This is a genomic window from Rhodococcus sp. 05-2254-5, assembly GCF_002258575.1.
GTDB lineage: Bacteria > Actinomycetota > Actinomycetes > Mycobacteriales > Mycobacteriaceae > Rhodococcoides > Rhodococcoides fascians.
The window spans coordinates 94,464-117,320 of sequence record NZ_NOZG01000034.1 but is presented as its reverse complement, the minus strand read 5'-3'; the positions used below and the strand labels follow the sequence as shown (position 1 = coordinate 117,320).

The following is a 22,857-nucleotide window of genomic DNA, read 5'->3' as shown; positions in this document are numbered from 1 at the left end:
AGACAAACGCGATCAAAATCGAGCCGGCCCACAGTCTGTTGAGAACGAGCTGAAAGAGACGACATGACCGCTAGCGAATTCGATCAAATTTTCCCGCTCGGGGAGCCCAACGAGGCCTATGCGCAGTATTTCTCCGGCCAGAGCTACCTAGCTCCGTTGTCCGATGGCAGCGTCCCCGTCAGCAACGTCAGTTTCGAGCCTGGTTGCCGCAACAACTGGCACATACACCACGGATCTGCGGGCGGAGGCGACCAGATTCTGCTGTGTACGGCAGGCAGTGGCTGGTACCAAGCCGAGCACCAAGATCCAGTCAGCTTGGCGCCTGGATCGGTGGTCCGGGTGCCGGCAGGCACGAAGCACTGGCACGGCGCAAAGGCAGGCTCGTGGTTTTCCCACCTCGCCTTCATAACGCCTGGCGAGAACGTCAGCAATGAGTGGCTCGAACCTGTGACCGATGAGGTGTACGCCGCGCTACCAGACAACGGCGAAAAATCAGGACCACTCGGGGACTGACGCGATAACGGGTCAACGGTGGGTGGGTAATGGCCAGGCCGCTGCCTCCCTGGGCTGTGGTTGCGTCTCCACCAAGAGCCAGATCCTTCGTGAGTACAGAAGCATCCACGGCCAGTCATTTATTGGTCCACCACACACCACGGCAGTCCACATTCGTTCAGGCTCGCCTGAGGCCGACAAGGTGTGCCTCGTTCAGTGTCACGCATGTTTTTGAAGTCGCCTTCGAGTCCGTGGCATATCCGAGGACAGGCGGCGGAGTTCGTTGACACAGATGTCGGCCTTATCGGACGGGCGCAGAAGATCGAGGTGTCTCCAGATCGCACACCGGGTCCACGTAGATACGGGACGGATCATACTGATCCGGGTGCGTCCCATCGTTTGTTCTCGTTGACACGAGAGTTACGCAAATCGGTACGGATCGGGCTGGACTGGTGTGTACCTCCATGGACGAAAGCTGTTGTGATGCATGAGGATTTGGATTCATAGGAGTCCATCGGAATTCATCCCTCCGGACTTGAAATCCGTCGAGTATCGGTTCGAGTCAGACTGGGGGCACGTAAGTCCATATGGACCTGAACACTTAGTCCAAGTAATAAGATTCGACGGGTGCCGTGGACTGTAGTGCACTGTGGCGGTCCTCAATGAATCTGTGAGGCAGCGAATCTGAGGTCCGTTGAGTCGTTGACACGTCGTTTCGGTCATCCCAGGTCTCGCTGCAGGTCAAAGCGTATTTGCGGACTGCGAGACTGCCGTTGGCGAGAGCTCGATGACACGAGGCTGACACAACTCGGTACGAACTATGGCTGGAGCGGGTACCTAGTCCGCAACAACGGCACAGCAGCGGACCTCGGGGCATTTTGTCGCGTGTCGCGTCGCCCGGGCCGTGGGAGACCGACACATCATTCTGAGCCGGGCGAAGGTGTGCTTACGAGTACCAGCGAGGTACGGGCCAAGGTGGTGGATTCTCGACTCCGTCCCATCGACACCTAGGCGTCGCCGCCTTGAGAAGTAGTTGGAGAGCCGCGGTGTCATCGAGCCTTCCAATCAACTCCTGGTCGAGCTCGCATCGATTGCGTGGAGGCACCTCGAACTTCGTTGCCAAGTCATCTCCGGGCCGCTCGAAGGTCATGCGGTGCGCGGCCGCCACAACTTCGAGATTCACACTCTGGGTCTCGCGCTCGTCGAGAACATATTCGCCGCGTGATTGTCCCGGCTTAATGAACATGACCAGTAGTCGGTTGGGTCCGAGCGGATAGAACACTACTGAGCTGAGCGCTACGCCAGCGGACAGGCGTCGCGGGAAGTTGCCGCCTGCTACCAGGACGACAGGATCGTCACACGAGATGACCGGTCCCGTCGTGTCGAACACAACCCATTCCCGGCGGAACAACGCGCCCGCGGACACGTTTCGTACATCTGCGAACATGAGATTTAAGGCTTCTCGCTTGGGATCGGCCTCTGTCCTGTCCACCATTGCTCGGAATTCGGCGTCGGACAGGTTCGGCCTCGCCCGGCGGTAGAACTCACGTTTCGCTGCTACGGGACCGCTTATCAGGCACATCTTGAGTTCTCGGCTATTGGGTGTCCTAGCAATTTGGAGAGCCAGAAAGACCGAAAGGTCACGCTTTAGTTCCCGGTCAGCGATCACGCCGGGGACGTGTGTATCGAGTTTCGACATGTGGTGAGCGGTTTCATGTTCGATTCGTGACAGGTGGGTTTCGATCCATCGCAGCGGCGTTCCCATCGCGCTTCCAACCGGAGGCAAGCTGTAGAAGTTTGTGCTTTTCGCGACACCTTTTGGTGGTTGCGGACGAAGAGTCAACGAGCCGTCGACCACTACCGGTTGCACCAGGCCCCCCACGGCCCATCTCTTCAGGTAAAACTGTGGAACGTAGTGGTGTTCCTTGGACTTCTCCAGTTCGCCGAGCCGACGAGACTCCTCGACAAACTGGTCCGAAAGCCACCGATGATCGAACCGCAGTGCCGACATCAGCGTGTCAATCAAGACCCCTCCTGGCGCTGTCCTCGTAGCCTAGCTCCTACCGGATTGTCGCATCCGTCGATGGTGCAGGGTTGGAGGTGCCGAAAGTTTCTAGCCGCGCGGACTGTCGAATCACGTGAAGCTTTGCCTCTGACTCGCCTCACCAGTCATTTTACTGTTTATGGACAGGCGGGGTTCACGAAGGCGCGCGGCTGGTTTTCACCCCCGCCGGGTATCTTCCTAGCGTGTCCGAGTTCCGCGCTCTCCTCGAATCTCTTGCTACTGAATCCCAATTGCGTGGAAGGCAGTTCGAACACATCTGTCGCTGGTTCCTGATGAACGATCCGCAGTACCGGGCCACGTTTCGAGCACTGTGGCTCTGGGACGAGTGGCCGGACAGGTGGGGTGCGGATGCCGGAATCGACATCGTCGCAGAGGATGTCGAAGGGCGACTCTGGGCAATCCAGGCGAAGGCGTACGGAAGTCAGTACGCGGTCACCAAGGCTGACGTGGACACTTTTCTTTCCGAATCCTCGCGTGCATTGTTTTCCTACCGGCTTCTCGTTGCGACCACGGACAAGCTCAGCCCGACCGCCCGTCGGACCATCACCGCTCAGGAGAAGCCCGTCGGGATGGTGATGTTGAGCGATCTCTTCACCGCGGACGTCGACTGGCCCGCCTCCCCAACGCAACTAGACCCATCACCTATACGTAGTCCCTACACGCCGCACCCCTATCAAGAGGAAGCTATCGAGGCGGTCGTATGCGGATTCGAAGCCAGCGATCGTGGTCAGCTGATCATGGCGTGCGGGACGGGAAAGACGATCACCGCGCAGTTCATCAGTGATCGACTGAACTGCGAATCCACCTTGGTGCTCGTTCCGTCGCTGTCTTTGCTGAAACAGACGATGCGCGTGTGGCAACATCAGTTGGGTCCGGAGGTCAACGTGTTGCCGGTGTGCTCGGATGAGTCGGTTTCTCACGACGCCGACACCCCGGTCGATTCCGTCAGCGAGCTTGGACTTCCGGTGACAAGCGACCCTGCCGAGATCGCCGGGTTTCTTCGAGATCGTCGTGGCCCTCGCGCGGTGTTCTGTACCTACCAGTCGTCTCCGCAGATCGCTGAGGCCATGGCCTTCGCTGGCGTTCCGGAGTTCGATCTGGTGGTCGCCGACGAAGCGCACCGCTGCACCGGTCGACGGGCATCTCCATTCACGACGGTGTTAGACGGCAGCCGGATTAGGGCTCGGCGGCGGCTGTACATGACAGCTACACCGAGGTACTTCACCGGAAGAGTCCTCAAAGCCGCGAACGAGGTCGACTTCGAAGTGGCATCGATGGACGACGAAGAACTTTTCGGAAAGGTCTTTCACAGACTCGGCTTCGGTGAGGCGATTAAAAGGGACCTCCTGACGGACTACCGAGTTGTGGTCGTCGGGGTCGATGACGCGACGTACCGGAGCTATGCGGAGAGAGGGGTTCTGGTCACTAGGAAGGGCGAGGTGGTCACCGACGCTCGGGCTCTGGCTGGACAGATCGGGCTGGCCAAAGCGATGCGTCAGTACGACCTCCACCGTCTGATCAGCTTTCACTCCAGAGTTGCGCGCGCCCGCGACTTCGCTGCCGAGATGCCGGCGGTGATCGACTGGATGCCGGAGGGTCAGCGCCCCATCGGCGATCTGTGGTCGAAGCACGCTTCGGGCGCGATGTCGGCGGGCGAACGTCACGTTTTGCTGCAACGGCTAGGTAGTGTCACCGGCGATGAACGTGGCTTGCTGGCGAATGCTCGATGCCTCGCCGAGGGCGTGGATGTCCCGACTCTCGACGGCGTCGCCTTCATTGATCCGAGAAGTTCTGAGGTCGATATCGTCCAGGCCGTCGGACGTGCAATCCGCAACGCCGACAACAAAGTGCTCGGAACTATCGTTCTTCCCGTTTTCATCGACTCGAACGTCGAGCCAGGTGTTGCCCTTGATAATTCCGCTTTCAAGCCTGTATGGGCGGTCCTTCAAGCGCTGAGGGCACACGACGCGGAGTTTGCAGCGCAGATTGATGCCCTCCGCCGTGAAATGGGTCGCCGCGGTGGCCGGCCGAGATTGCCGGACAAGATTCGCCTCGATGTACCTGTCCAGGTTGGGGACGATTTTGTCCGTGCTTTCGACGCCCGCCTCGTGGAGCAGGTGAGCCAGCCGTGGGAGTTCTGGTTCGGTCTACTGCAGAGATACGTTGATCAGAACGGGGATGCGCGTGTGCTGCAAACGCATAGCATCGATGGCTTCCGTCTAGGGACGTGGGTCGCCATTCAACGCAGCCGCAGATCGAAGGACCAACTGAGCGCAGAGCGTGTAGAGCTCTTGGAAAGCCTGCCGGGATGGAGTTGGGATACGAAGGCGGATCAATGGGAGGCGGGATTCCGCCATCTCGAGGCGTATGTTGCTGCGCACGGGACTGCTGCAGTCCGTGACGACTTCGCGTCCGATGACGACTACCGGCTCGGCAAGTGGGTCGGCAAGCAACGAGCCAAGTGGAAGGCATTGCCAGCCGATCGCAAGCAGCGACTGCAAAGTCTGCCCGGCTGGACCCTGGATGCTCGGACGACCCTGTGGGACGAATCCTTTTCGGCTCTGTCGGCCTACGTCGAAGAGAATGGACACGCGAAACCGCCACGAGGGCAGGTCGTCAATGAAATCGACCTGGAGTCCTGGGTGCGGCGCCAACGGCGTACATGGGAGCTGTTAACGGACGACAGACGCCAACGACTCGCAACGCTGCCTGGTTGGACGCTGAACGCAGTCGAACAGAAATGGGATTCCGGCTACACACATCTCGTCCAGCACGTCGAGGATTTCGGTACCGCAGCGCTGAAGCAGTCGTACATTTCAAGCGACGGATACGCTCTTGGAACGTGGGTCAGTGTCCAGCGGGCCAACTGGAACAAGATGACTGGAGCCAGGCGGGAAAGGCTTGCGAAATTGCCGGGGTGGACGCTGGACGCACGGGGCGACTGGTGGGATCACTGGATAGAGCACCTCAAGAAATACGTGGCGAAGCATGGTGACTGCCGGGTCCCGCTGTCATACGTGACCGAGGACGGAGACAAACTCGGAGGCTGGGTCAGTAACTTGAGAACAATCTGGGATTCGCTCAGTGACGAGCGGAGACGACAGATACAGCAATTCCCCGGCTGGACGCTCGATACCCGGACCTCGGCGTGGGAGGAAGGCTACCGCCAGCTAGAACAGTACGTAGCGGAAAACGGCCACGCGAGGGTTCCGCAGGCGTATTCGAACGGTGACGGTATACGGCTGGGGGCGTGGGTTGCGAACCAGAGGACGAAATGGCTGTCGTTGCCCGAAGAGCGTCGGTCTCGGTTGCAGCAGCTTCCAGGATGGGCGTTGAACGTCACGGAAGCCCAGTGGAATGAGGGATTCGACAGGCTCTCTGTCTACGTCGAGGAGAACGGCAGCGCGGACGTGCGGGCAGATTGCATATTTCAAGATTTCCGGCTCGGCCAATGGGTTACCGTCCAGCGAGCGAAGTGGTCAAAGCTAGACTCGCGTTACCGCCAACGCCTCGAGTCGTTGCCCGGGTGGACGGTCTCAGCCCGGGACACGCGATGGGACGAGGGCTATGAGCATCTCCTGCGATACGTCGAAAAGTACGGGCATGCGTGTCCGCCGCAAAAGCACATCGATGCAACAGGGTTCAAGATCGGAAGCTGGGTCGCTATGCAGCGGCAGAGTTACGCCAAAGGCCGGATCGGGGACGAACGCCGGAAGAAGCTTTCCTCGCTGCCTGGCTGGAAGTGGAGCGCACGAACCGCAAACACTGCGACCTGGGATCCAGCGCCAGGGGACCGCCTGTTCTAGTCTAAGCGCTGCGAAACTCGACAGTGCGGAGAAGTAGCGCAGCTCCATTCGTTCGTTCTGGTGAACGACAAGGCTGTGAGGCCGTCCGATCAGTTCGAATGCGGCAGCCCACCCGTACCTGTTCACCGTCACCGCCGGACTTGTTGCCGACGGAACACTGCACGACGGAGCGAGTGTCGTCTGCGCGCTCATTCGCTCCGGTGCGGACGACGACAGAGTCGGACCCCTATTCACCTCCGGCGTCGACGGCTACACCGCCACCCGCTACGCCGACATCGTCATCTTCCAGGCCTACCGGCGCAGCTTCCACGCCTCCGGTGCAGCGGTCATACCACCGCAGAACAACACCCTGAGGAAAACTTATATTCACCCATGTGCAGTATCTCGACCGTAGTTGTCCAGCCGAGTACCGCGTCGCTAGATTCCTTTGCGGTCAAAAGGCGATAGAGTCCGACCCGCCATGTTCCTGAAAAGTATTGAAGTCGAGGGGTACCGTGCCTCCGCGGATGCACCGGTGACTTGTGAACTCGCTGGCCGATTCTCCCTAATTTTGGGAGCGAACGGGTCGGGCAAAACAACTATCAACGAAGCTATTGCATTGGCTCATCCACGGATCTTCCCGAGACTGGCTCCAATCGACGCTTCGTCCCTGGGGCCCGCACCCCGTGCTGTTCGGGTTGAGTACGCTTACGAAGCTGATGTCGGATCCGAAGGGGCTCTCGGCAAGTATCGAAAGCGCCAAGCGCTCGCCGCGCCGAAGTGGGGCCGACCACTGGAGAGATCGCTCGGGCAGGTCCGGGCCGGAAGGTCGGTAGAACCATCAACCGAGTACGACAGCATCCGACTAGTCCATCTTCCAGCGTTGCGAAATCCGGTCGATGATCTGTCCCGTCGAGATGCCCGGATACTTCTAGAACTTCTACGAGCAGATGAACGCCGCAACCCTGGAACCGGCGGCATCCGATCTTTGCGCGGGCAAGCGGAGACGATGCTGCGTTCCCTCACGAATCACTCGCTCGTTAGCAGTGTTGAAGAGCGCATCGCGCACAACCTGAGCACTATCAGTGGTGGGGTTCGAGAACATCATGCCTTCGTTGGTACTCAGACAGTAGACGACACGTACCTCGCGCGAGTCTTCGAGATGCTGCTTGCGTTAATGCCAGATCGCGGCGTCGCACGAAGGCTGCAAACCTCAAGTCTCGGGTATGTCAACCTGCTGCATATCGCGGTGACGCTCGCAGGTATTCCCGACGCTGGCACCGCTCCGCCGCTGGTTAATTCGGAATCACCCGACGATCGAGTAGACGCCGAAGCATCTGACACGGTTCCTGCGGGCCCTGCAGATGCTTCTGCCGCCGCCCGCGAGCGTCTTTCTGAAACCGCCGAGGCAGCTGATGCTGACGCTGACTCGTTCTATCCAGAGTTGTTCCATGCGACGGTTTTGATCGAGGAGCCTGAGGCCCATCTCCATCCACAGCTCCAATTCGGCCTCATCCGATACCTTCGGCGTTTGGTGGCCGAGAGACCTGATATCCAAGTGATAGTTACGACCCACTCAGCAGACCTTGTCGCGGCGTGCGATCCCGAAGACGTGGTGGTCGTCAGGAAAGATGCGGACCATAGGACCGTCTCGCGACGTGTCGCCGATGTCCCATTGCCGACGCGCTTGAAGAATCGAATGTTCCAGCAGACACGGTTACACCTTGACGCGACTCGTTCGGCAGCTCTGTTCGCGGACCGGGTGCTGATCGTAGAGGGTGTGACAGAGGCACGACTGCTTCGTCTGCTGGGCCGGGCGTGGGCCGGTAACGACGAGGCCCGCATCGGGTTCGTTGACTCCCTCGCAATTTTGCCAGTCGGTCACAAAGTCGGCCAATGGCCAATCCGCATGCTTGCCACGCCAGGGCATGAGCTAGTTGACCGGGTCGCTGCTGTTGCTGATACCGATTTGCGCGGCGATCCCCTTCCGGAAGCGAGCCCACCGGCCTGGCATAACGAGCTTGACTCCAAATCGGCTAGGTTCTTTTGGTCCCGCCCAACTCTGGAGCCTTCACTAGTTGTCGGTAATGAGCGACTCGTCGAGCAAGCGTTTGAGATCAGCGAACTTGACAAGCCCGACAGATTCACCTTGGCAGGCATTGACGATTATTTCAAAGAACACCCGAGTCGTAAAGGAACGTTCGCGCTCGTCCTTGCCCTGACTCTCGATCAGAACATGGAAGCGGTTTCAGTTCCCGAACACATTTCCGAGATGTTCTCCTGGCTTTATTCCGGCGCTGGAACTGGTTCTGCGGTGGAGGACGAGGATGTCCCTGGGATGGGCTCAACTGATGCTGAAGCTCACTGACGCGCAGGTAGTAGCAGCCGCTGCTCAAGAGAGACTTGTGAACGTAGTTTCTGCACCTGGAAGCGGCAAAACGACGGTTGCGGCGGAGCGTTATGGCTTTCAGAGGTATCAACCGGGCGATCTTCGAGGCGTCCTGGGGATCAGCTTCAATCGAGCTGCCGCAGCAGAGTTGCGGGCTAGAGTTGCAGCGCGTTGGGGATCGGGTTGCGTTAGTCCACCGCATCGCATCATGACCTTTGATCACCTTCATGTTGCTCTACTGGAGGCGCTTATCGCTGCGGGTCAAGTTGAGATGCCCGGAGCGCACCAAACTTTGGACGTGCGAGACGACTATCGGGGTTTCAAGGGGTTTCGCTATTTAAGACCTCCGGGCAACTATTTACGTGTTGCAGGGATAGATTCCAACCGACTTGTTGTATCTAAAGGGCGTAAGGTGGAAACACCGACTACCGGAATTGGTAACCTCGCTCACCACCGCGCCGTCCTCGCCACTGGCACCGTGAGTCATGAAGACGTCCGGCATATTCTACTAGAAGCACTTAAGCTCGACGAGCCGCATGAATTTGCCTCGCAATGGATTGCATCAAACTTTCGTGCCGTGATCGTCGACGAGGTCTATGACGCGTCACTACTTGACATCTACGTCGCGTATTTAGCAGCTGAATCTGGGCTTTCAGTTACTGTTATTGGCGACCCGTGGCAAGCTTTATATAAATGGCGTGGCGCCCAGCCCGAGATTGTTACCCAGCTAATCGAGGGAACCACGGACAGATTTGTCGCTTACGAACAACCAGAATCATTTCGATTCGTCGGTGATCAAATGCCTCTGCTTGCATCCGACCTTCGCGCTGGCATGCCGGTGGTCGTCCCAAAAGTGTCGAGCTTCGAGATCGACGTCGCGCTCGCTCGAAACTGGAATCCGTTGTGGTTCGCCGGCGATAACATTCTCCCACTCGCGTTCCGTACGGTCGAGAATGCTACGGACGCGGCACTCAATCTTCTGTTGGACCAGGTGACGCGGATGCTCCTAGGCGTGTCGTCACACGGTCGAGAAGGCGCTATCGCAAAGCTTGGCCTCGACCGAGAGCTATTCAACGCCAAACAAGATTCGGTACTGCAACCGATTGTGTCTGAACTCCTGAACAGGACGCCAAGGGACCAGATGCTCGAGGCCTTACGTGATGCCATTAGAACTCTAGGTGTGCGCAGGCCGGGACGGCTACCCAATGCGTCTCGCGAGGCGGAATGCGTCGCGCAACTCACCCGATTAGGGGACAGGCTCGCCCAACCTCGGGTGATCCCCGGGCTCACGGTGTTCCAAGCGAAGGGCCGCGAGTGGGACCGGGTTGGCGTCGCCCTGACCGCGACACAGGAGGCGCTGCTAGCAGACGGGCTTCGGGAGCTCGACGATGAGCATTGCGTGATTTACGTGGCGCTTACCCGCGCCAGGGCATTAACTGGTCTGCTGGGCGGCACCGTGGATTGAAGTTCACCCCAAATGGTGGACATCGAGATAACGGGACCGGGCATGATTAGGTACTCCATGTCGGACGAGGCATATCGGGGACTGCCCCAGATTTGGTAGACATCTGATCTGTGTCGATGGGAGTGGGTGTTCGTTGACACAGAATGTAAGGGCCTAGAGACGGTGTTTCGCAACGACAGAGTTGTGGCATGCGATGGTCTGTCCAGTACGGTCTGTCTTCGTGCAGACGGATTCACGACGGTCCCGGCCTCAACTCTCGATGACACGAGAGTGACACAACTGGGTACATACGAGGGTGGACTGGTGTGGATGCCGATGCACGAAACACGCTGTGAGACAACAAAAAGTGGATTCAGTGAAGTCCGGGTACGTCCACTCTTCCGGACTTAAAATCCGCACAGTGTCGGTTCGAGTCCGACCGGGGGCACCAGTGCCGCCGAACTCGAAGTTAGGGATGGATTTCGGGCGGATTTCGTCCCTAACTTCGAGTTCGACTGAGTTGAGTTGACATACGGGCCAAGGCGTTCCTCGCCGCGTCTGTCGGCTGTCGGGTGTCGATCTCGGATCGTCCCGCACCCTGTTCACGTATAGGGGTAGGGCAGGTCGGTGTCGACGTCTTCGTCGACGAGTAGCTGGCGTCCGAGTTGTGGGAATGCGCGTTGTGAACACGAGGTGCGTTCGCACACCTTGCATCCGGGACCGATGGGAATCGATGCGCCAGGGGAGTGCAGCGGTAGGTTGTCGGCGTAGACCAGTTTGTGAGCATAGGCGATGTCACATCCGAGGCCGATCGCGAAACTTTTCCGTGGTGATCGGTATCCGAGTCCGCCACTGTCGGTCGCGCGCGCAATCCACAGATAGGAGCGGTCGTCGGGCATGGTGGCGATCTGTGTGAGAATTCGCCCCGATGCCGCGAATGCGTCGTGCACCACCCACAGTGGACAGCTTCCACCTACACGTGAGAAGTGGAATGCACTGGCGGACTGACGTTTCGAGATGTTTCCGGCTCGGTCGGTGCGGATGAAGAAGAACGGAACGCCCTTCGCCCCTGGTCGCTGCAGCGTGGACAATCGGTGACACACGGTTTCGAAGCCGACCTCGAAGGTCAGCGACAGCAGATCGATGTCGTATCGCAGCGACTCCGCAGCGGCGAGGAACCGTCCGTAGGGCAACAGCAGGGCTCCGGCGAAATAGTTGGCCAGCCCGACGCGGGCCAGCTCTCGGGCCTGAGTGCTCAGGTTCGTATCGGCATCGACGATCGTGTCGATTGTCGTCGACTGCGAGAGAAATGCCAGCTGGGTTGCGATCTGGTAGGCGCGTTGCCCGGCGGTCAGTCGACGCGCGAGCAGGAGAGTCCCGCCGGTGTCGTCGAAGATTCGTTTGGGGCCGAGTGCGCCGGGATCGTCGTCGCCGATAGTCACCGTGATGCCGTGGTCCGCTTCGATGACCCGTGCGAATTGTAGATCGAGCGCCCCGATACTGAGCCCACTTCGCTCGAAGAGTTCCTCAGCCGCAGTATCCAATTCGGGGATGTGATTGCGCCGGTCATAGAAGAAGTCTCGGACTTCCTCGTAGGGCATCGGGGCGTGACCGCCCGTCGGGACATCGGGTTTGGGCCCGTCGAGTCCGACCGTGAGCCGATCCATCTGATCGGTCGCTGCATGGAGCTTGCGGTGCAGCGACACGAGGGTGCGCCCGATGTCCGGCATGCGCGCGACCAATTCCTGGATGTCGGACATCGACACCTCGCCTCGGTCGGAGGTTTCGGTGAGTACATCGTGCAGGTCGGCGACGAGGCGAGCGTCGGTGTCGGTGGCGAAGAACGAGGGGTCGAGCTCGAACATCGTGTTGAGCTTGAGCAGTACCTGGACGGTCAGAGGTCGTTGGTCGTTCTCGAGTTGGTTGAGGTAACTCGGCGAGAGCTCGAGTGTCTTCGCCAGCGCGGACTGCGTCAGCTGTCGTTCCTCGCGTAGGCGACGCAGCCGCCCGCCTGCGTAGATCTTCTGCATCTTTGTCGCTGCCTCCTTCGGGTGTCGACACTGTAGCCGAACTGGACTTCGCAACATTTGCCGATTTGCAGGAATTGCCTCGCAAAAATAGGCATTTGCGATGTCTTCCGCAGGTCCGGACTCGTGCGTAGCTTGTGAATGAAGCGTAGTAAGCCCTTTCATCAGCACGGAGGATTTTCTGTGAAGACCCATCTCGTACGCACCCGTACATCCGCCGAGGACTTTCCCCAGTCCGAGCACCTGGCTTGGAAGGTCGCCGAGGTCGCCACCGACGCAGTGGAGGTACCCGAAGCGGCGGCCGAGATGATCGTCAACCGGATCATCGACAATGCCTCGGTGGCTGCGGCCTCGCTGGTGCGCCGTCCAGTGACGAGTGCTCGCACACAGGCGCGGGCGCACCCGTACAGCCCCGGTGCCACTGTGTTCGGAATCGGTGGAAAGTACTCACCCGAGTGGTCCGCGTGGGCCAATGGGGTAGCGGTGCGAGAACTGGACTTCCACGACACGTTCCTCGCCGCCGAGTACTCCCACCCGGGGGACAACATTCCGCCGATCCTCGCAGTCGCCCAGCACGCCGGGCGCTCGGGGCGCGATCTGATCCGCGGTCTGGCCACCGGGTACGAGATTCAGATCGACCTCGTTCGCGCAATCTCGTTGCACGAGCACAAGATCGACCACGTTGCCCATCTCGGTCCCTCTGCTGCCGCCGGTATCGGCACCCTGCTCGGCCTCGACACCGAAACCATCTACCAGGCCGTCGGGCAAGCGCTGCACACCACGACAGCTACCCGTCAGTCCCGCAAGGGGTCGATCTCGAGTTGGAAGGCCTACGCCCCTGCGCTCGCCGGGAAGGTTGCCGTCGAAGCCGTCGATCGAGCACTGCGCGGCGAGGGTGCCCCGTCGCCGATCTGGGAGGGTGAGGACGGGGTCATCGCGTGGCTTCTCGGGGGACCGAACGCGGAATATCATGTGCCGCTTCCCCGCCCGGGTGAAGCCAAGCGTGCAATTCTCGACAGTTACACGAAGGAACACTCCGCCGAGTACCAGAGTCAGGCCCCGATCGACCTCGCCCGACGAATGCGGGAAAAGATCTCCGATCTCGAACAGATCGAGACGATCGTGTTGCACACCAGTCACCACACGCATTACGTCATCGGCACCGGCTCGAACGATCCACAGAAGTTCGATCCCACCGCCTCCCGGGAAACCCTCGATCACTCGGTGATGTACATCTTCGCAGTCGCGCTCGAGGACGGAATCTGGCATCACGAGCACTCGTACGCCCCCGAACGCGCGCAGAGGCCGAACACCGTCGCGTTGTGGAACAAGATCTCGACCGTAGAAGACCCTGAGTGGACGCGCCGATACCACTCTGTCGATCCGGACGAAAAGGCGTTCGGTGCACGCGCGGAGATCACGCTGAAAGACGGCACGGTCATCGTCGACGAACTCGCGGTCGCCGACGCGCACCCCCTCGGTGCCCGCCCGTTCGCCCGCGAGCAGTACATCGCGAAGTTCCGTTCGTTGGCCGATGGTGTGATCGCACCCTCGGAACAGGATCGCTTCCTTCGCGCAGCCGAGCGGGCTCCCGAGCTCGCCGCAGGTGAACTCGATCAGCTGACCTTCACCGTCGCCGACGATGTCCTCGGGAGGGCTCCGAAGACCCCGAAGGGCATCTTCTGATGCCGGGCCTCATTGCGGCCTCGACGTCGGCCGCGGACAAGCGTATTGCGTTGCGCGCCACGCTTGCGTCGACGTCGATCACTCGGCTTCCCGGCGCTATCAACCCGCTGACCGCAAAGTTGATTCAGGAGATCGGCTTCGAGGGGGTCTATATGTCCGGTGGCGCATTCTCTGCCGGGCTCGGTCTGCCCGACATCGGACTCACCACGTTGACCGAGGTCATCACCCACAGTGCGCAGATCGCGGCCGTCACCGACTTGCCGGTACTGATCGACGCCGACACCGGATTCGGTGAGCCGATGTCCGCGGCACGCACGGTGCTGGCGGCCGAGGATGCGGGGATCGCTGGGCTGCACCTCGAAGACCAGATCAACCCGAAACGCTGCGGGCACCTCGACGGCAAAGCGATTGTCCCGATAGAGGAGATGGTGCGACGCCTCGGCGCGGCCGTCACCGCGCGGCGAGATCCGAACTTCGTCATCTGCGCCCGCACCGATGCAGCGGGTATCGACGGAATCGACGCCGCGATCGAACGAGCGAAAGCGTACGCGGACGCCGGAGCCGATCTGATCTTCACCGAGGCGCTCGCAGGGGAAGCCGACTTCGCGAAATTCCGTGCTGCAGTGGACACCCCGCTGCTGGCGAACATGACCGAGTTCGGCAAATCCGAGCTGATCTCCGCGCAGAGACTCGCGGACATCGGCTACAACGCTGTCATCTATCCGGTCACCACATTGCGACTGGCCATGGGTGCCATCGAAACCGGACTGCGTGAGATCCACGACCGGGGAACGCAAAAGGGACTCCTCGACCGGATGCAGACCCGCTCACGTCTGTACGAGTTGCTCGACTACGAGCGTTTCAACGAATTCGATACCGGAATTTTCAATTTCAGCTTAGGAGAGCAGTGATGACCGAGGCGATTCCCACGATCTACAAGGGGCTGGCCGGTGTCGTGGTCGACACCACCGCTATTTCCAAGGTCGTCCCCGAGACGAACTCGTTGACCTACCGCGGCTACGCCGTGCAAGATCTCGTCGCGTACTGCAATTTCGAGCAGGTCGCCTACTTGTTGTGGCACGGTGAGCTCCCGTCCCCGCAGCAACTCGAACTGTTTACCCAACGCGAGCGAGCCCAACGGCGAGCAGACCGCTCGTTGCTCTCGCTCGTGACGAAGATGCCCGACAATTGTCATCCGATGGATGTCGTGCGCACCGCGATCAGCTACCTCGGTGCCGAAGACCCTGCCGAGGAGGACAATTCGGGGTCGGCGAACCTGTCCAAGGCGCTGCGTATGACGGCAGTGTTGCCGACCATCGTCGCCGCCGACCATCGCCGCCGACACTGCCTCGATCCCATCGCCCCTCATTCGCATCTTGGATTCGCGGAGAACTTCCTCTACATGTGCTTCGGCTCCGTTCCCGAACCGGAAATCGTCAGGGCCTTCGAGGTTTCCCTGATCCTGTACGCCGAGCACAGCTTCAACGCCTCCACCTTTGCTGCCCGCGTGGTCACCTCGACACTGTCGGATATCTACAGCGCCGTCACCGCCGCCATCGGAGCGCTGAAGGGTCCGTTGCACGGCGGTGCCAACGAAGCTGTCATGCGAGACATGCTCGAGATCGACGACCCCGAACGGGCCGCACAGTGGCTGCAGAACAAACTCGCAGCCAAAGACAAGGTCATGGGGTTCGGTCACCGTGTCTACAAGAACGGCGACTCACGCGTGCCGACGATGAACGCAGCATTCCGCGACGTCGCCGCGGTGACCGGCGGAGACAAGTGGGTGCGCATGTACGACATTCTCGAAAAGACCATGCACGATGCCACCGGCATCAAACCCAACCTCGATTTTCCTACCGGTCCGACGTACTACCTGATGGGCTTCGACATCGACGTGTTCACACCGATTTTCGTCATGAGTCGCATCACCGGTTGGACGGCTCACATCATCGAGCAAGGTGCGTCGAATGCGCTGATCCGACCACTGAGCCAGTACTCGGGAGTGCCGCAACGCGCTGTCGTCGCCTGACGCCGGCCAACCCGTTGGTCCGATTCCCCACTGCACGTCGGGTGGCCGCTGTTCTCGACCTGGTCGCTGGATCGAGCCCGCTTTCGACGGCTCGGGTGCGGAGAGATGAACAAGTGCGATGATTTCTGTCATGGCACGGGACGTCACGGGCACGGTGCGAGGCATTACCCTTCAGCAGTTGCGCTACTTCGTAGAAGTGGCCGCCGAGGGGTCCATCAGTGCCGCGGCGGACTTGCTCTACATCGCGCAACCGACCATGTCGGCCGCATTGAAAGACCTGGAACGTCGCGTGGGTCGGACCCTCTTCGTTCGCTCGACCCGTGGGGTGACACTCACGGAGGATGGAACCGAATTTCTCGGCTACGCGCGCCAGGTGGTCGAGCAATCAGAACTCTTGGAACAGCGGTACCTCGGCCGCGGGCCCGCTCGCCGACTCTTGGCCGTCTCGACTCAGCACTACTCATTCGTCGTCGACGCTTTCGTCCGCATGGTGAAAGCCTCTGAGGCTCCGGAGTATTCGTTCAGTCTTCGAGAGTCCCGTACGTGGGAAATCATCGAGGATGTCCGCACGCTCCGCAGTGAACTCGGTGTCCTCTATCGCAACGAGTTCAATGCAAGCGTGATCGACAAGCTGATTCGCGAAGCGGGTCTTGTTTTCACGCCGCTGTTTCTGGCATCGCCGCATATTTTCATCGCTCGCACGAATCCCCTGGCGGGGCGAAAGAGTGTGGAGCTGAGTGACCTCGAAGAATTTCCGCGTCTCACGTTCGACCAGGGCGCGAACAATTCCTTCTACCTCTCCGAAGAAATACTCTCCACCCGTTCGTCCAAACAAGAAATCCGGGTGAGCGATCGTGCCACCATCTTCAACCTCATGATCGGTCTGGGCGGATACACGATCTCCACCGGCATTGTCTCGGATGATCTCGATCCGTCCATCGTCGCTGTTCCGCTCGATGTCGACGATCGCATCGAGATCGGTTGGATCGGTCATGCCTCGGTGTCTTTGACCGTCCAGGCTCAGCGCTTCGTGGCGGAGATGCGCGACGTCGTGTCTGGTTTCGGCGTCGACTTATTGACATAGCCATTGCCTATGGCCAGCCATAATCGAGAGTGATTAGGCTATGTCGACTGGTCGATTTAGGCTGATGCTCAGGCCGCTTCGGACAGCTGCCTCCCGGTTCTATGGACCTGAGAAATCGGCCCGACCATCGAGTAACTCGGTCGAAGTGTTGCGAGGGCTCAGGCAGTGAACCCGTGTGGTGACGCGTTCGTCACCACATTCACCGCACGTGATTGGGGTTACTAATCAGCATGAGGAACGACTGCACTTTCAGCATCAGCACGACGCGCTTCGGCGAGGATTACACCCCGTCGACGAACTCGCGTCGCACGACCAACTTTGCGAATCTTGCACGCGGCGAGGATGGTCGACAGAACTTGCGTAACGCGGTGACGATGATGAACACCCGTCTCAACGAGGTGGTTCACTGGGACAATCCACGTGGTGACCGCTACGCACTCGAACTCGACATCATCTCGGTGGATCTGCAACTAGTATCCGTCGGGGCCGACGCCGCATTTCCGGTAATCGAAATTCTCGATGTCGGAATAGTCGATACCACTACCGGCACCCGCACAGAGGGCATCGTCGGAAACAACTTCTCCTCATACATTCGCGACCACGATTTCGTTGTTCAGCTCCCGAAGCACCGAGCGACGGGAATTCCGAAAGACTTCGGCGATGTACATGGTCAGGTCTTTCAGCGTTTTGTCGATTCGCCCGAGTACCGTGAACGGTTCTCGCAACCACCTGTCATCTGTATCAGTGTGTCGACTTCCAGTACCTACCGTCGCCTCACGAATCATCACCCGGTCGTCGGGCTCGAATACGGGGCAGAGGACACCTCGATCACCGATCAGTACTTCGGAAAAATGGGTCTCGGGGTTCGCTACTTCATGCCCAAGGGATCCGTCGCTCCCTTGGCGTTCTACCACTGCGGTGACTTGCTCAACGACTATTCGGTCCTGGCACTCGCGGGCACGATCGCGACGATGGAGACTTTCCAAAAAATCTATCGGCCTGAAATTTACAACGCGAATACTGCTGCCTCGGAGGTCTACCAGCCGAGTCTCGACAACGAAAACTATTCACTTCCGCAGGTGAGCTACGACCGTGTCGAGCGCAATCGACTTGCGACGACACAGGCAGAGTTCGCCGACGTGAATCTGATGCAACCGTATGGGTCAGTCCTGAAGCGTTGGGCTACCGATCGATGCGCCTGACCGAGCGAGACCGAAAGGTAGAAGAGATGTTCCCACTCCTGCCCACCTCGATCGTCGGAAGCCTACCCAAGCCCTCGTGGCTCTGTGAGCCGAAGAAGCTTTGGTCGCCGTGGAAATTACGAGACGACGAACTGCGCGAAGGAAGACTCGACGCTCAGGCGCTCGCAGCTGATGAGCAGCGTCGTGCCGGTCTCGACATCATCAGCGATGGTGAACAAACGCGTCAGCACTTCGTGACCACGTTCATCGAGCATCTCGAGGGTGTCGACTTCGATCGACGGGAAACTGTGCGAATTCGGGACCGATACGATGCGAGCGTTCCGACGGTTGTCGGTGCGGTGAGCCGCGAACAATCAGTGTTTGCCGCAGATGCGACGCGCCTTCGAGCAGTGACCGGCCAGCCGATCAAATGGGCACTGCCTGGCCCTATGACAATGATCGACACGCTCTACGACGACCATTACAAGAGTCGCGAGAAGCTGGCATGGGAGTTCGCGACTCTTCTGAACCAAGAGGCAAAAGACTTGGAAGCGGTAGGCGTCGACATCATTCAGATCGACGAGCCCGCATTCAACGTGTTTTTCGACGAGCTCGAAGACTGGGGAATCGCGACACTCGAGCGTGCAATCGAAGGGCTGAATTGCGGAACAGCCGTACACATCTGTTACGGCTACGGCATCAAAGCCAACACCGACTGGAAGGCAACTCTGGGGGCCGAGTGGCGCCAGTACGAACGGTCATTCCCACTGTTGCAACAGTCTTCGATCGACATCGTGTCGCTGGAGAGTCACAATTCGCGCGTACCTATCGACTTGATCGAACTGCTTCGAGGTAAGAAGGTCATGCTGGGTGCGATCGATGTAGCAAGCGACACCGTCGAGACTGTCGAAGAAGTCGCTGAAACCCTCAGTCGCGCACTTCCGTTCGTCGACGCAGACAAGCTCTACCCAAGTACGAATTGCGGTATGGCGCCACTCGACCGACGCGTCGCACGAGACAAGATGGTCGCGCTCACCGCTGGCGCGGAACTCCTGCGACGTCAATTGTCCAAGTAGCTCTCTGCCGGACTCGAAGTTGTGGATGGATTTCGGCCGGATTCCGTCCACAACTTCGAGTTCGACCGACAGTGTCAGGTTGCCCGGTTGGTTTCGTGTACCTCGAGGTCGGCGTGATCACCGGAGTCTTCGCGTTGGCCGGCTGGTATTTTTCGCATGATCAGCCAGGCGGCACCGCCCGCGACGATCATCAAGCATGCGGCGATGGCAGACGTGATGGTCACGCCACTGGTGAAGGCGTCTGCTGCCGAGTCGAGCAATCCACTGGCCTGTTCGGCCGGCAGTCGGTCCGCTATGGCTTGGGCACCGCCGAGGGTTTCTCGCGCCGCGGAAGTGTCGAAACCGGCGTTCTCGGGCGTGACGACGTTGGCACGGTACTGCGCCAACAGGATTGCACCGAGCACGGACGTACCGGTGACGGCACCGAGTTCGTAGGCCGTCTCGGAGATAGCGGCCGCGGCACCGGCCTTTTCCGGGGGAGCTGTGGACAAGATCATGTCGTTCGAGATGGTCTCTGCAACTCCGATACCTGCTCCGAGGGCCGCGAACGCCGCGACGAAGGACCACACCGATGTCGGCTGGGTGAACACCGCGATCGTTGCGTATCCGAACGCCGCCAACATCATTCCGCCCGAGATGATCATGGCAGGCCGCAGCATTCGTGCCAGTACGACTGCCAGGAGGCCTGCGGTGATCATCGCCAGAATGCCGGGCAGCAAGCGGAGCCCAGCTTGCATCGGGCTCAACCCGACGACGAGCTGAAGGTGTTGCGATACGAAATACAAGAATCCGACGAGCGCGAATATCGCGAGCAGGTTGACCAACACTGCGCCGGCGAAGGCAGGCACGGTGAACAGGCGAACATCGAGCATCGGGTCGGGCCGGCGGAGCTGCCTGCGTACGAACATCCAGACTGCCAGTGCTCCGATCAGCGCGGGTAGCGCCGTGCCGAACAAGCTTCCTCCACTTGCCAAATCCTTGATTGCATAGACGATCGGGGTCAAGGCGAGTAGGGACAGGGCGATGCTGATGCCGTCGATACGCGCAGGATCGGGGTCCTTCGATTCGGGTACCAGAACCGGTGCCAGTATCAGCAACGGCACCAGGAGTGGAATCGCGAACAAGAACACCGAACCCCACCAGAAGTGCTCCAACAAGAATCCGCCGACGACAGGTCCCATAGCCGCACCCGCTCCGATGGAGGCCGACCAGATCGCGATCGCCAGACGGCGTTCGGAGCGATCGGTGAACAGATTGCGCAATAGAGACAGGGTCGCGGGCATCAAGGTGGCACCGAAAAAGCCGAGGCCGGCACGTGCGGCTATCAACATCTCGGGCGTCTGCGAGTAGGCCGCAACAACGGATACCGCTGCGAAGCCGGTCGCGCCGATGAGCAGTAAGCGTCGTCGTCCGATTCGGTCGCCCAGGCTACCCATCGCGACGAGCAGCCCTGCCAAGACGAAGGGGTAGGCGTCGATGATCCAGAGTTGTTGTGCGCCGGATGGTTCGAGAGTTTCGGCGATCGAAGGTAAAGCGAAGGACAGCACTGTGTTGTCGATCGCGATGATCAACACGGGCAGCATCAGGACAGCGAGCGCGCACCATTGGCGAACCCCCGCCGTTCTGCCGTGCGAGAGGTGGCCCGGAGTGGGCGGACTTGTGAGTTCAGGCATGTGCCGTCTTCCGATGAGGTTGGGCGGGACTTCGTTACTGTACCAACCAGACGGTGCAGTAACGAAGCCGAAGCCGCGTTCGCCCGTAAACTCGCCCTGTGCCTCCTCCTCCTGTAGCGCGTGACAAGTCGTTGAACGCTTTCGTCAAGCTCGTGCTGGAGCAGGGGGAGAAGGCGGCGACCCTCGATGCGGTTGCCGCTGCTGCCGGGATCTCGAAGGGCGGCTTGATGTACCACTTCCCCAGCAAGGAAGCCTTGGTGGAGGGTTTGATGCGTGTCGTGGAGGAGCTCGCGGCCGAGGATGTTCGACGGATGAGGGAGCATCCAGAGGGCCCAGCGGATTACCACATACGCACATCGACGTTCCACGACACTGCTGTCGATCGTGCCGTGGTTGCCACGATGCGGCTGAGCCAGGGTGCGAACGAGGTTGCGCAGCAGACCCTGGAGCGAATCCGGCAATCCTGGTTGGATGCGTTGAACGAGCAGATCGCTGATCCGGCGGTCGCAGAAGCGGTCCTTCTGATGGGCGACGGCCTCTACTTCGCCGCAGCATCGGCCGGAACGGACCACCGATCGCCCGACCACATCGAGGCGTTGGTAGGCGTTGTACACAGGCTCATCGACTCTCGTCCCTGAAGGAGCCACGTGGCTCATCGCCCGACGCTGCATTCACACCGTGCTCGCAGTGCTGGGTGGTGACTTCAGAAGGGCGTCCCTCCCGCTTGCGGGGCGAACGCTGCCCGATGCACGCCATGAATGTGGACAAGCACTGATCGGGTCGAATTCCGCAGCACCCCTGACCGCCGTCTATGGATTGGGGCAGATGCTAGGACCGCTGATGGTCGCGCCGGTCATCGGCGATGGCTACGGAGTTGCATTCACCATTGCGTTCGTCGTACTCGCCTGTGCTACAGCGCTTTCCGTGATCATCGCACGGAAAACCCTTCCCCGGAGATCAGACTGGAAGGCGGTCGGTCAGTTCAAGCATTTTGCCATTCGGTGAAAGCCACGTCGAGAAACCATCGAACGGCTCGTGGCGGCATCGGCCCCTCACGCCACGCCAGCCGCACCTGGGTCGGCGGAGCACCGTCGATAGGGAGAAACCGTAGGCCGGGGTGAGAGATCCGTCGTGCGGCGAGTTCCGGAACGATGCCGATTCCGCGTCCGGCGGCGATGTTCTCGAGCCATTCCTCGAAATTCCGGCAGGTGATCACCACCCGCGGTTCACCGTTTGCGGCAACCGGAATGGAGTCGGCTGTTGTCGAACCGGACAGCGTATTGACCACCAATGGACCGGGAGGGAGCGCATCCCACCGCACTTCGGTTGCATTGTCGAATGAAAGGTTCGACCGGCTGACCGCGAGAATCCGTCGTTCGCTGCCGAGCTGACGAGTCACCGTTCCGGCCGCCAAATGATGTGGGCGGCTTCGGTAGAGCGCCACATCGACTTCGCGCGCATCCAACGCCGCAAGCGGATCGTCGACTCGGCGCACGTCCACGTCTGCGGCGTATTGACGGACAAGAGATTCACGCGTGGCGGCGAACCATCCGTCGGGGAGCAACCATGCAAAGCCCAACCGTACGACCGGGTGGTCGTCGAGATCTTCGATCAGCGAATCCACCTCTCCCAGGATTCTGCGTGCACGCCCCAGCACGACCAATCCGTCCTCGGTCAGTTCGGCAGTACGGGACTCGATCAATTGACGCCCGCAACGCTGTTCGAGTTGACGAACCGAACGCGTCAGTGTCGGCTGCGAAACGCGCAGTTCGGCGGCTGCGGCGGTGTGAGTGCCACAGTCCGCCAGAGCGACCAACGCGCGCAGGTGTCTCAGCTCGACCTCCATACGTCCAGCGTATATCTACCGGTGCTCGGCGTATTGGCCTGCTGCGCCGATGGCTCCTACTCTCGGACTCACAGCCC

At 60.0% G+C, this 22,857-nt stretch carries 15 protein-coding genes and 1 tRNA gene; 12 read left to right on the top strand and 4 right to left on the bottom strand.

The window, feature by feature from the left end:
• Positions 1 to 63 precede the first annotated feature (63 nt).
• Positions 64 to 513, top strand: coding sequence for a cupin domain-containing protein (locus CH278_RS26870; RefSeq protein WP_094623333.1), 450 nt, complete (start codon positions 64 to 66; stop codon positions 511 to 513).
• Between the two features lie 925 nt (positions 514 to 1,438).
• Here CH278_RS26870 and CH278_RS26865 read toward each other — a convergent pair.
• Positions 1,439 to 2,518, bottom strand: coding sequence for a DUF4238 domain-containing protein (locus tag CH278_RS26865; protein ID WP_143536324.1), 1,080 nt, complete (start codon positions 2,516 to 2,518; stop codon positions 1,439 to 1,441).
• 221 nt (positions 2,519 to 2,739) lie between these two features.
• On the opposite strand from CH278_RS26865, the gene CH278_RS26860 reads away from it, so the two are divergent.
• The 4 genes from CH278_RS26860 (at position 2,740) to CH278_RS27740 (ending at position 10,626) form a co-directional block, all read left to right on the top strand.
• Complete coding sequence (locus CH278_RS26860; RefSeq protein WP_143536323.1) at positions 2,740 to 6,363, top strand: DEAD/DEAH box helicase; 3,624 nt, start codon at positions 2,740 to 2,742, stop codon at positions 6,361 to 6,363.
• 988 nt (positions 6,364 to 7,351) lie between these two features.
• On the top strand, positions 7,352 to 8,710 hold the full coding sequence (locus CH278_RS26855) for an ATP-dependent nuclease (protein WP_179274530.1): 1,359 nt from the start codon (positions 7,352 to 7,354) through the stop codon (positions 8,708 to 8,710).
• The gene (locus CH278_RS26850; protein ID WP_094623329.1) at positions 8,670 to 10,196 is read left to right on the top strand and encodes a UvrD-helicase domain-containing protein; all 1,527 of its coding nucleotides are present in this window, start codon (positions 8,670 to 8,672) and stop codon (positions 10,194 to 10,196) included. Before CH278_RS26855 ends, CH278_RS26850 begins: the two co-directional genes overlap by 41 nt.
• A 354-nt stretch (positions 10,197 to 10,550) precedes the next feature.
• A tRNA-Leu gene (locus CH278_RS27740) sits at positions 10,551 to 10,626 on the top strand.
• A gap of 151 nt (positions 10,627 to 10,777) precedes the next feature.
• On the opposite strand, the gene CH278_RS26845 is transcribed toward CH278_RS27740, so the two are convergent.
• Complete coding sequence (locus tag CH278_RS26845; RefSeq protein WP_179274529.1) at positions 10,778 to 12,205, bottom strand: short-chain fatty acyl-CoA regulator family protein; 1,428 nt, start codon at positions 12,203 to 12,205, stop codon at positions 10,778 to 10,780.
• A gap of 180 nt (positions 12,206 to 12,385) precedes the next feature.
• On the opposite strand from CH278_RS26845, the gene prpD reads away from it, so the two are divergent.
• From prpD to CH278_RS26815, 6 genes are all read left to right on the top strand, one after another.
• Entirely contained in the window at positions 12,386 to 13,888 is a 1,503-nt protein-coding gene (prpD, locus tag CH278_RS26840) for a 2-methylcitrate dehydratase PrpD (protein ID WP_032393222.1), read from the top strand.
• A complete protein-coding gene (prpB, locus tag CH278_RS26835) occupies positions 13,888 to 14,799 on the top strand; it encodes a methylisocitrate lyase (protein WP_032393223.1) in 912 nt (303 codons plus the stop codon). The genes prpD and prpB overlap by 1 nt, the downstream gene beginning before the upstream one ends.
• On the top strand, positions 14,799 to 15,920 hold the full coding sequence (locus tag CH278_RS26830) for a bifunctional 2-methylcitrate synthase/citrate synthase (RefSeq protein ID WP_032393224.1): 1,122 nt from the start codon (positions 14,799 to 14,801) through the stop codon (positions 15,918 to 15,920). Before prpB ends, CH278_RS26830 begins: the two co-directional genes overlap by 1 nt.
• Before the next feature lie 130 nt (positions 15,921 to 16,050).
• Complete coding sequence (locus CH278_RS26825) at positions 16,051 to 17,004, top strand: LysR family transcriptional regulator (protein WP_032393376.1); 954 nt, start codon at positions 16,051 to 16,053, stop codon at positions 17,002 to 17,004.
• A gap of 230 nt (positions 17,005 to 17,234) precedes the next feature.
• Positions 17,235 to 18,206, top strand: a complete 972-nt coding sequence (locus CH278_RS26820) for a putative oxygenase MesX (RefSeq protein WP_032393225.1) — start codon at positions 17,235 to 17,237, stop codon at positions 18,204 to 18,206.
• 26 nt (positions 18,207 to 18,232) lie between these two features.
• Positions 18,233 to 19,261 (top strand): methionine synthase, encoded by a 1,029-nt coding sequence (locus CH278_RS26815; protein ID WP_174557317.1) that lies wholly within the window; start codon positions 18,233 to 18,235, stop codon positions 19,259 to 19,261.
• Positions 19,262 to 19,335: 74 nt separating this feature from the next.
• Here CH278_RS26815 and CH278_RS26810 read toward each other — a convergent pair whose 3' ends face one another.
• On the bottom strand, positions 19,336 to 20,934 hold the full coding sequence (locus CH278_RS26810) for an MFS transporter (RefSeq protein ID WP_052053751.1): 1,599 nt from the start codon (positions 20,932 to 20,934) through the stop codon (positions 19,336 to 19,338).
• 98 nt (positions 20,935 to 21,032) lie between these two features.
• On the opposite strand from CH278_RS26810, the gene CH278_RS26805 reads away from it, so the two are divergent.
• Positions 21,033 to 21,572, top strand: a complete 540-nt coding sequence (locus tag CH278_RS26805) for a TetR/AcrR family transcriptional regulator (RefSeq protein WP_032393227.1) — start codon at positions 21,033 to 21,035, stop codon at positions 21,570 to 21,572.
• A 344-nt stretch (positions 21,573 to 21,916) separates the two neighbouring features.
• Here the strand turns inward: CH278_RS26805 and CH278_RS26800 are convergent, their stop codons facing one another.
• Complete coding sequence (locus tag CH278_RS26800; RefSeq protein ID WP_032408136.1) at positions 21,917 to 22,780, bottom strand: LysR family transcriptional regulator; 864 nt, start codon at positions 22,778 to 22,780, stop codon at positions 21,917 to 21,919.
• Positions 22,781 to 22,857 lie beyond the last annotated feature (77 nt).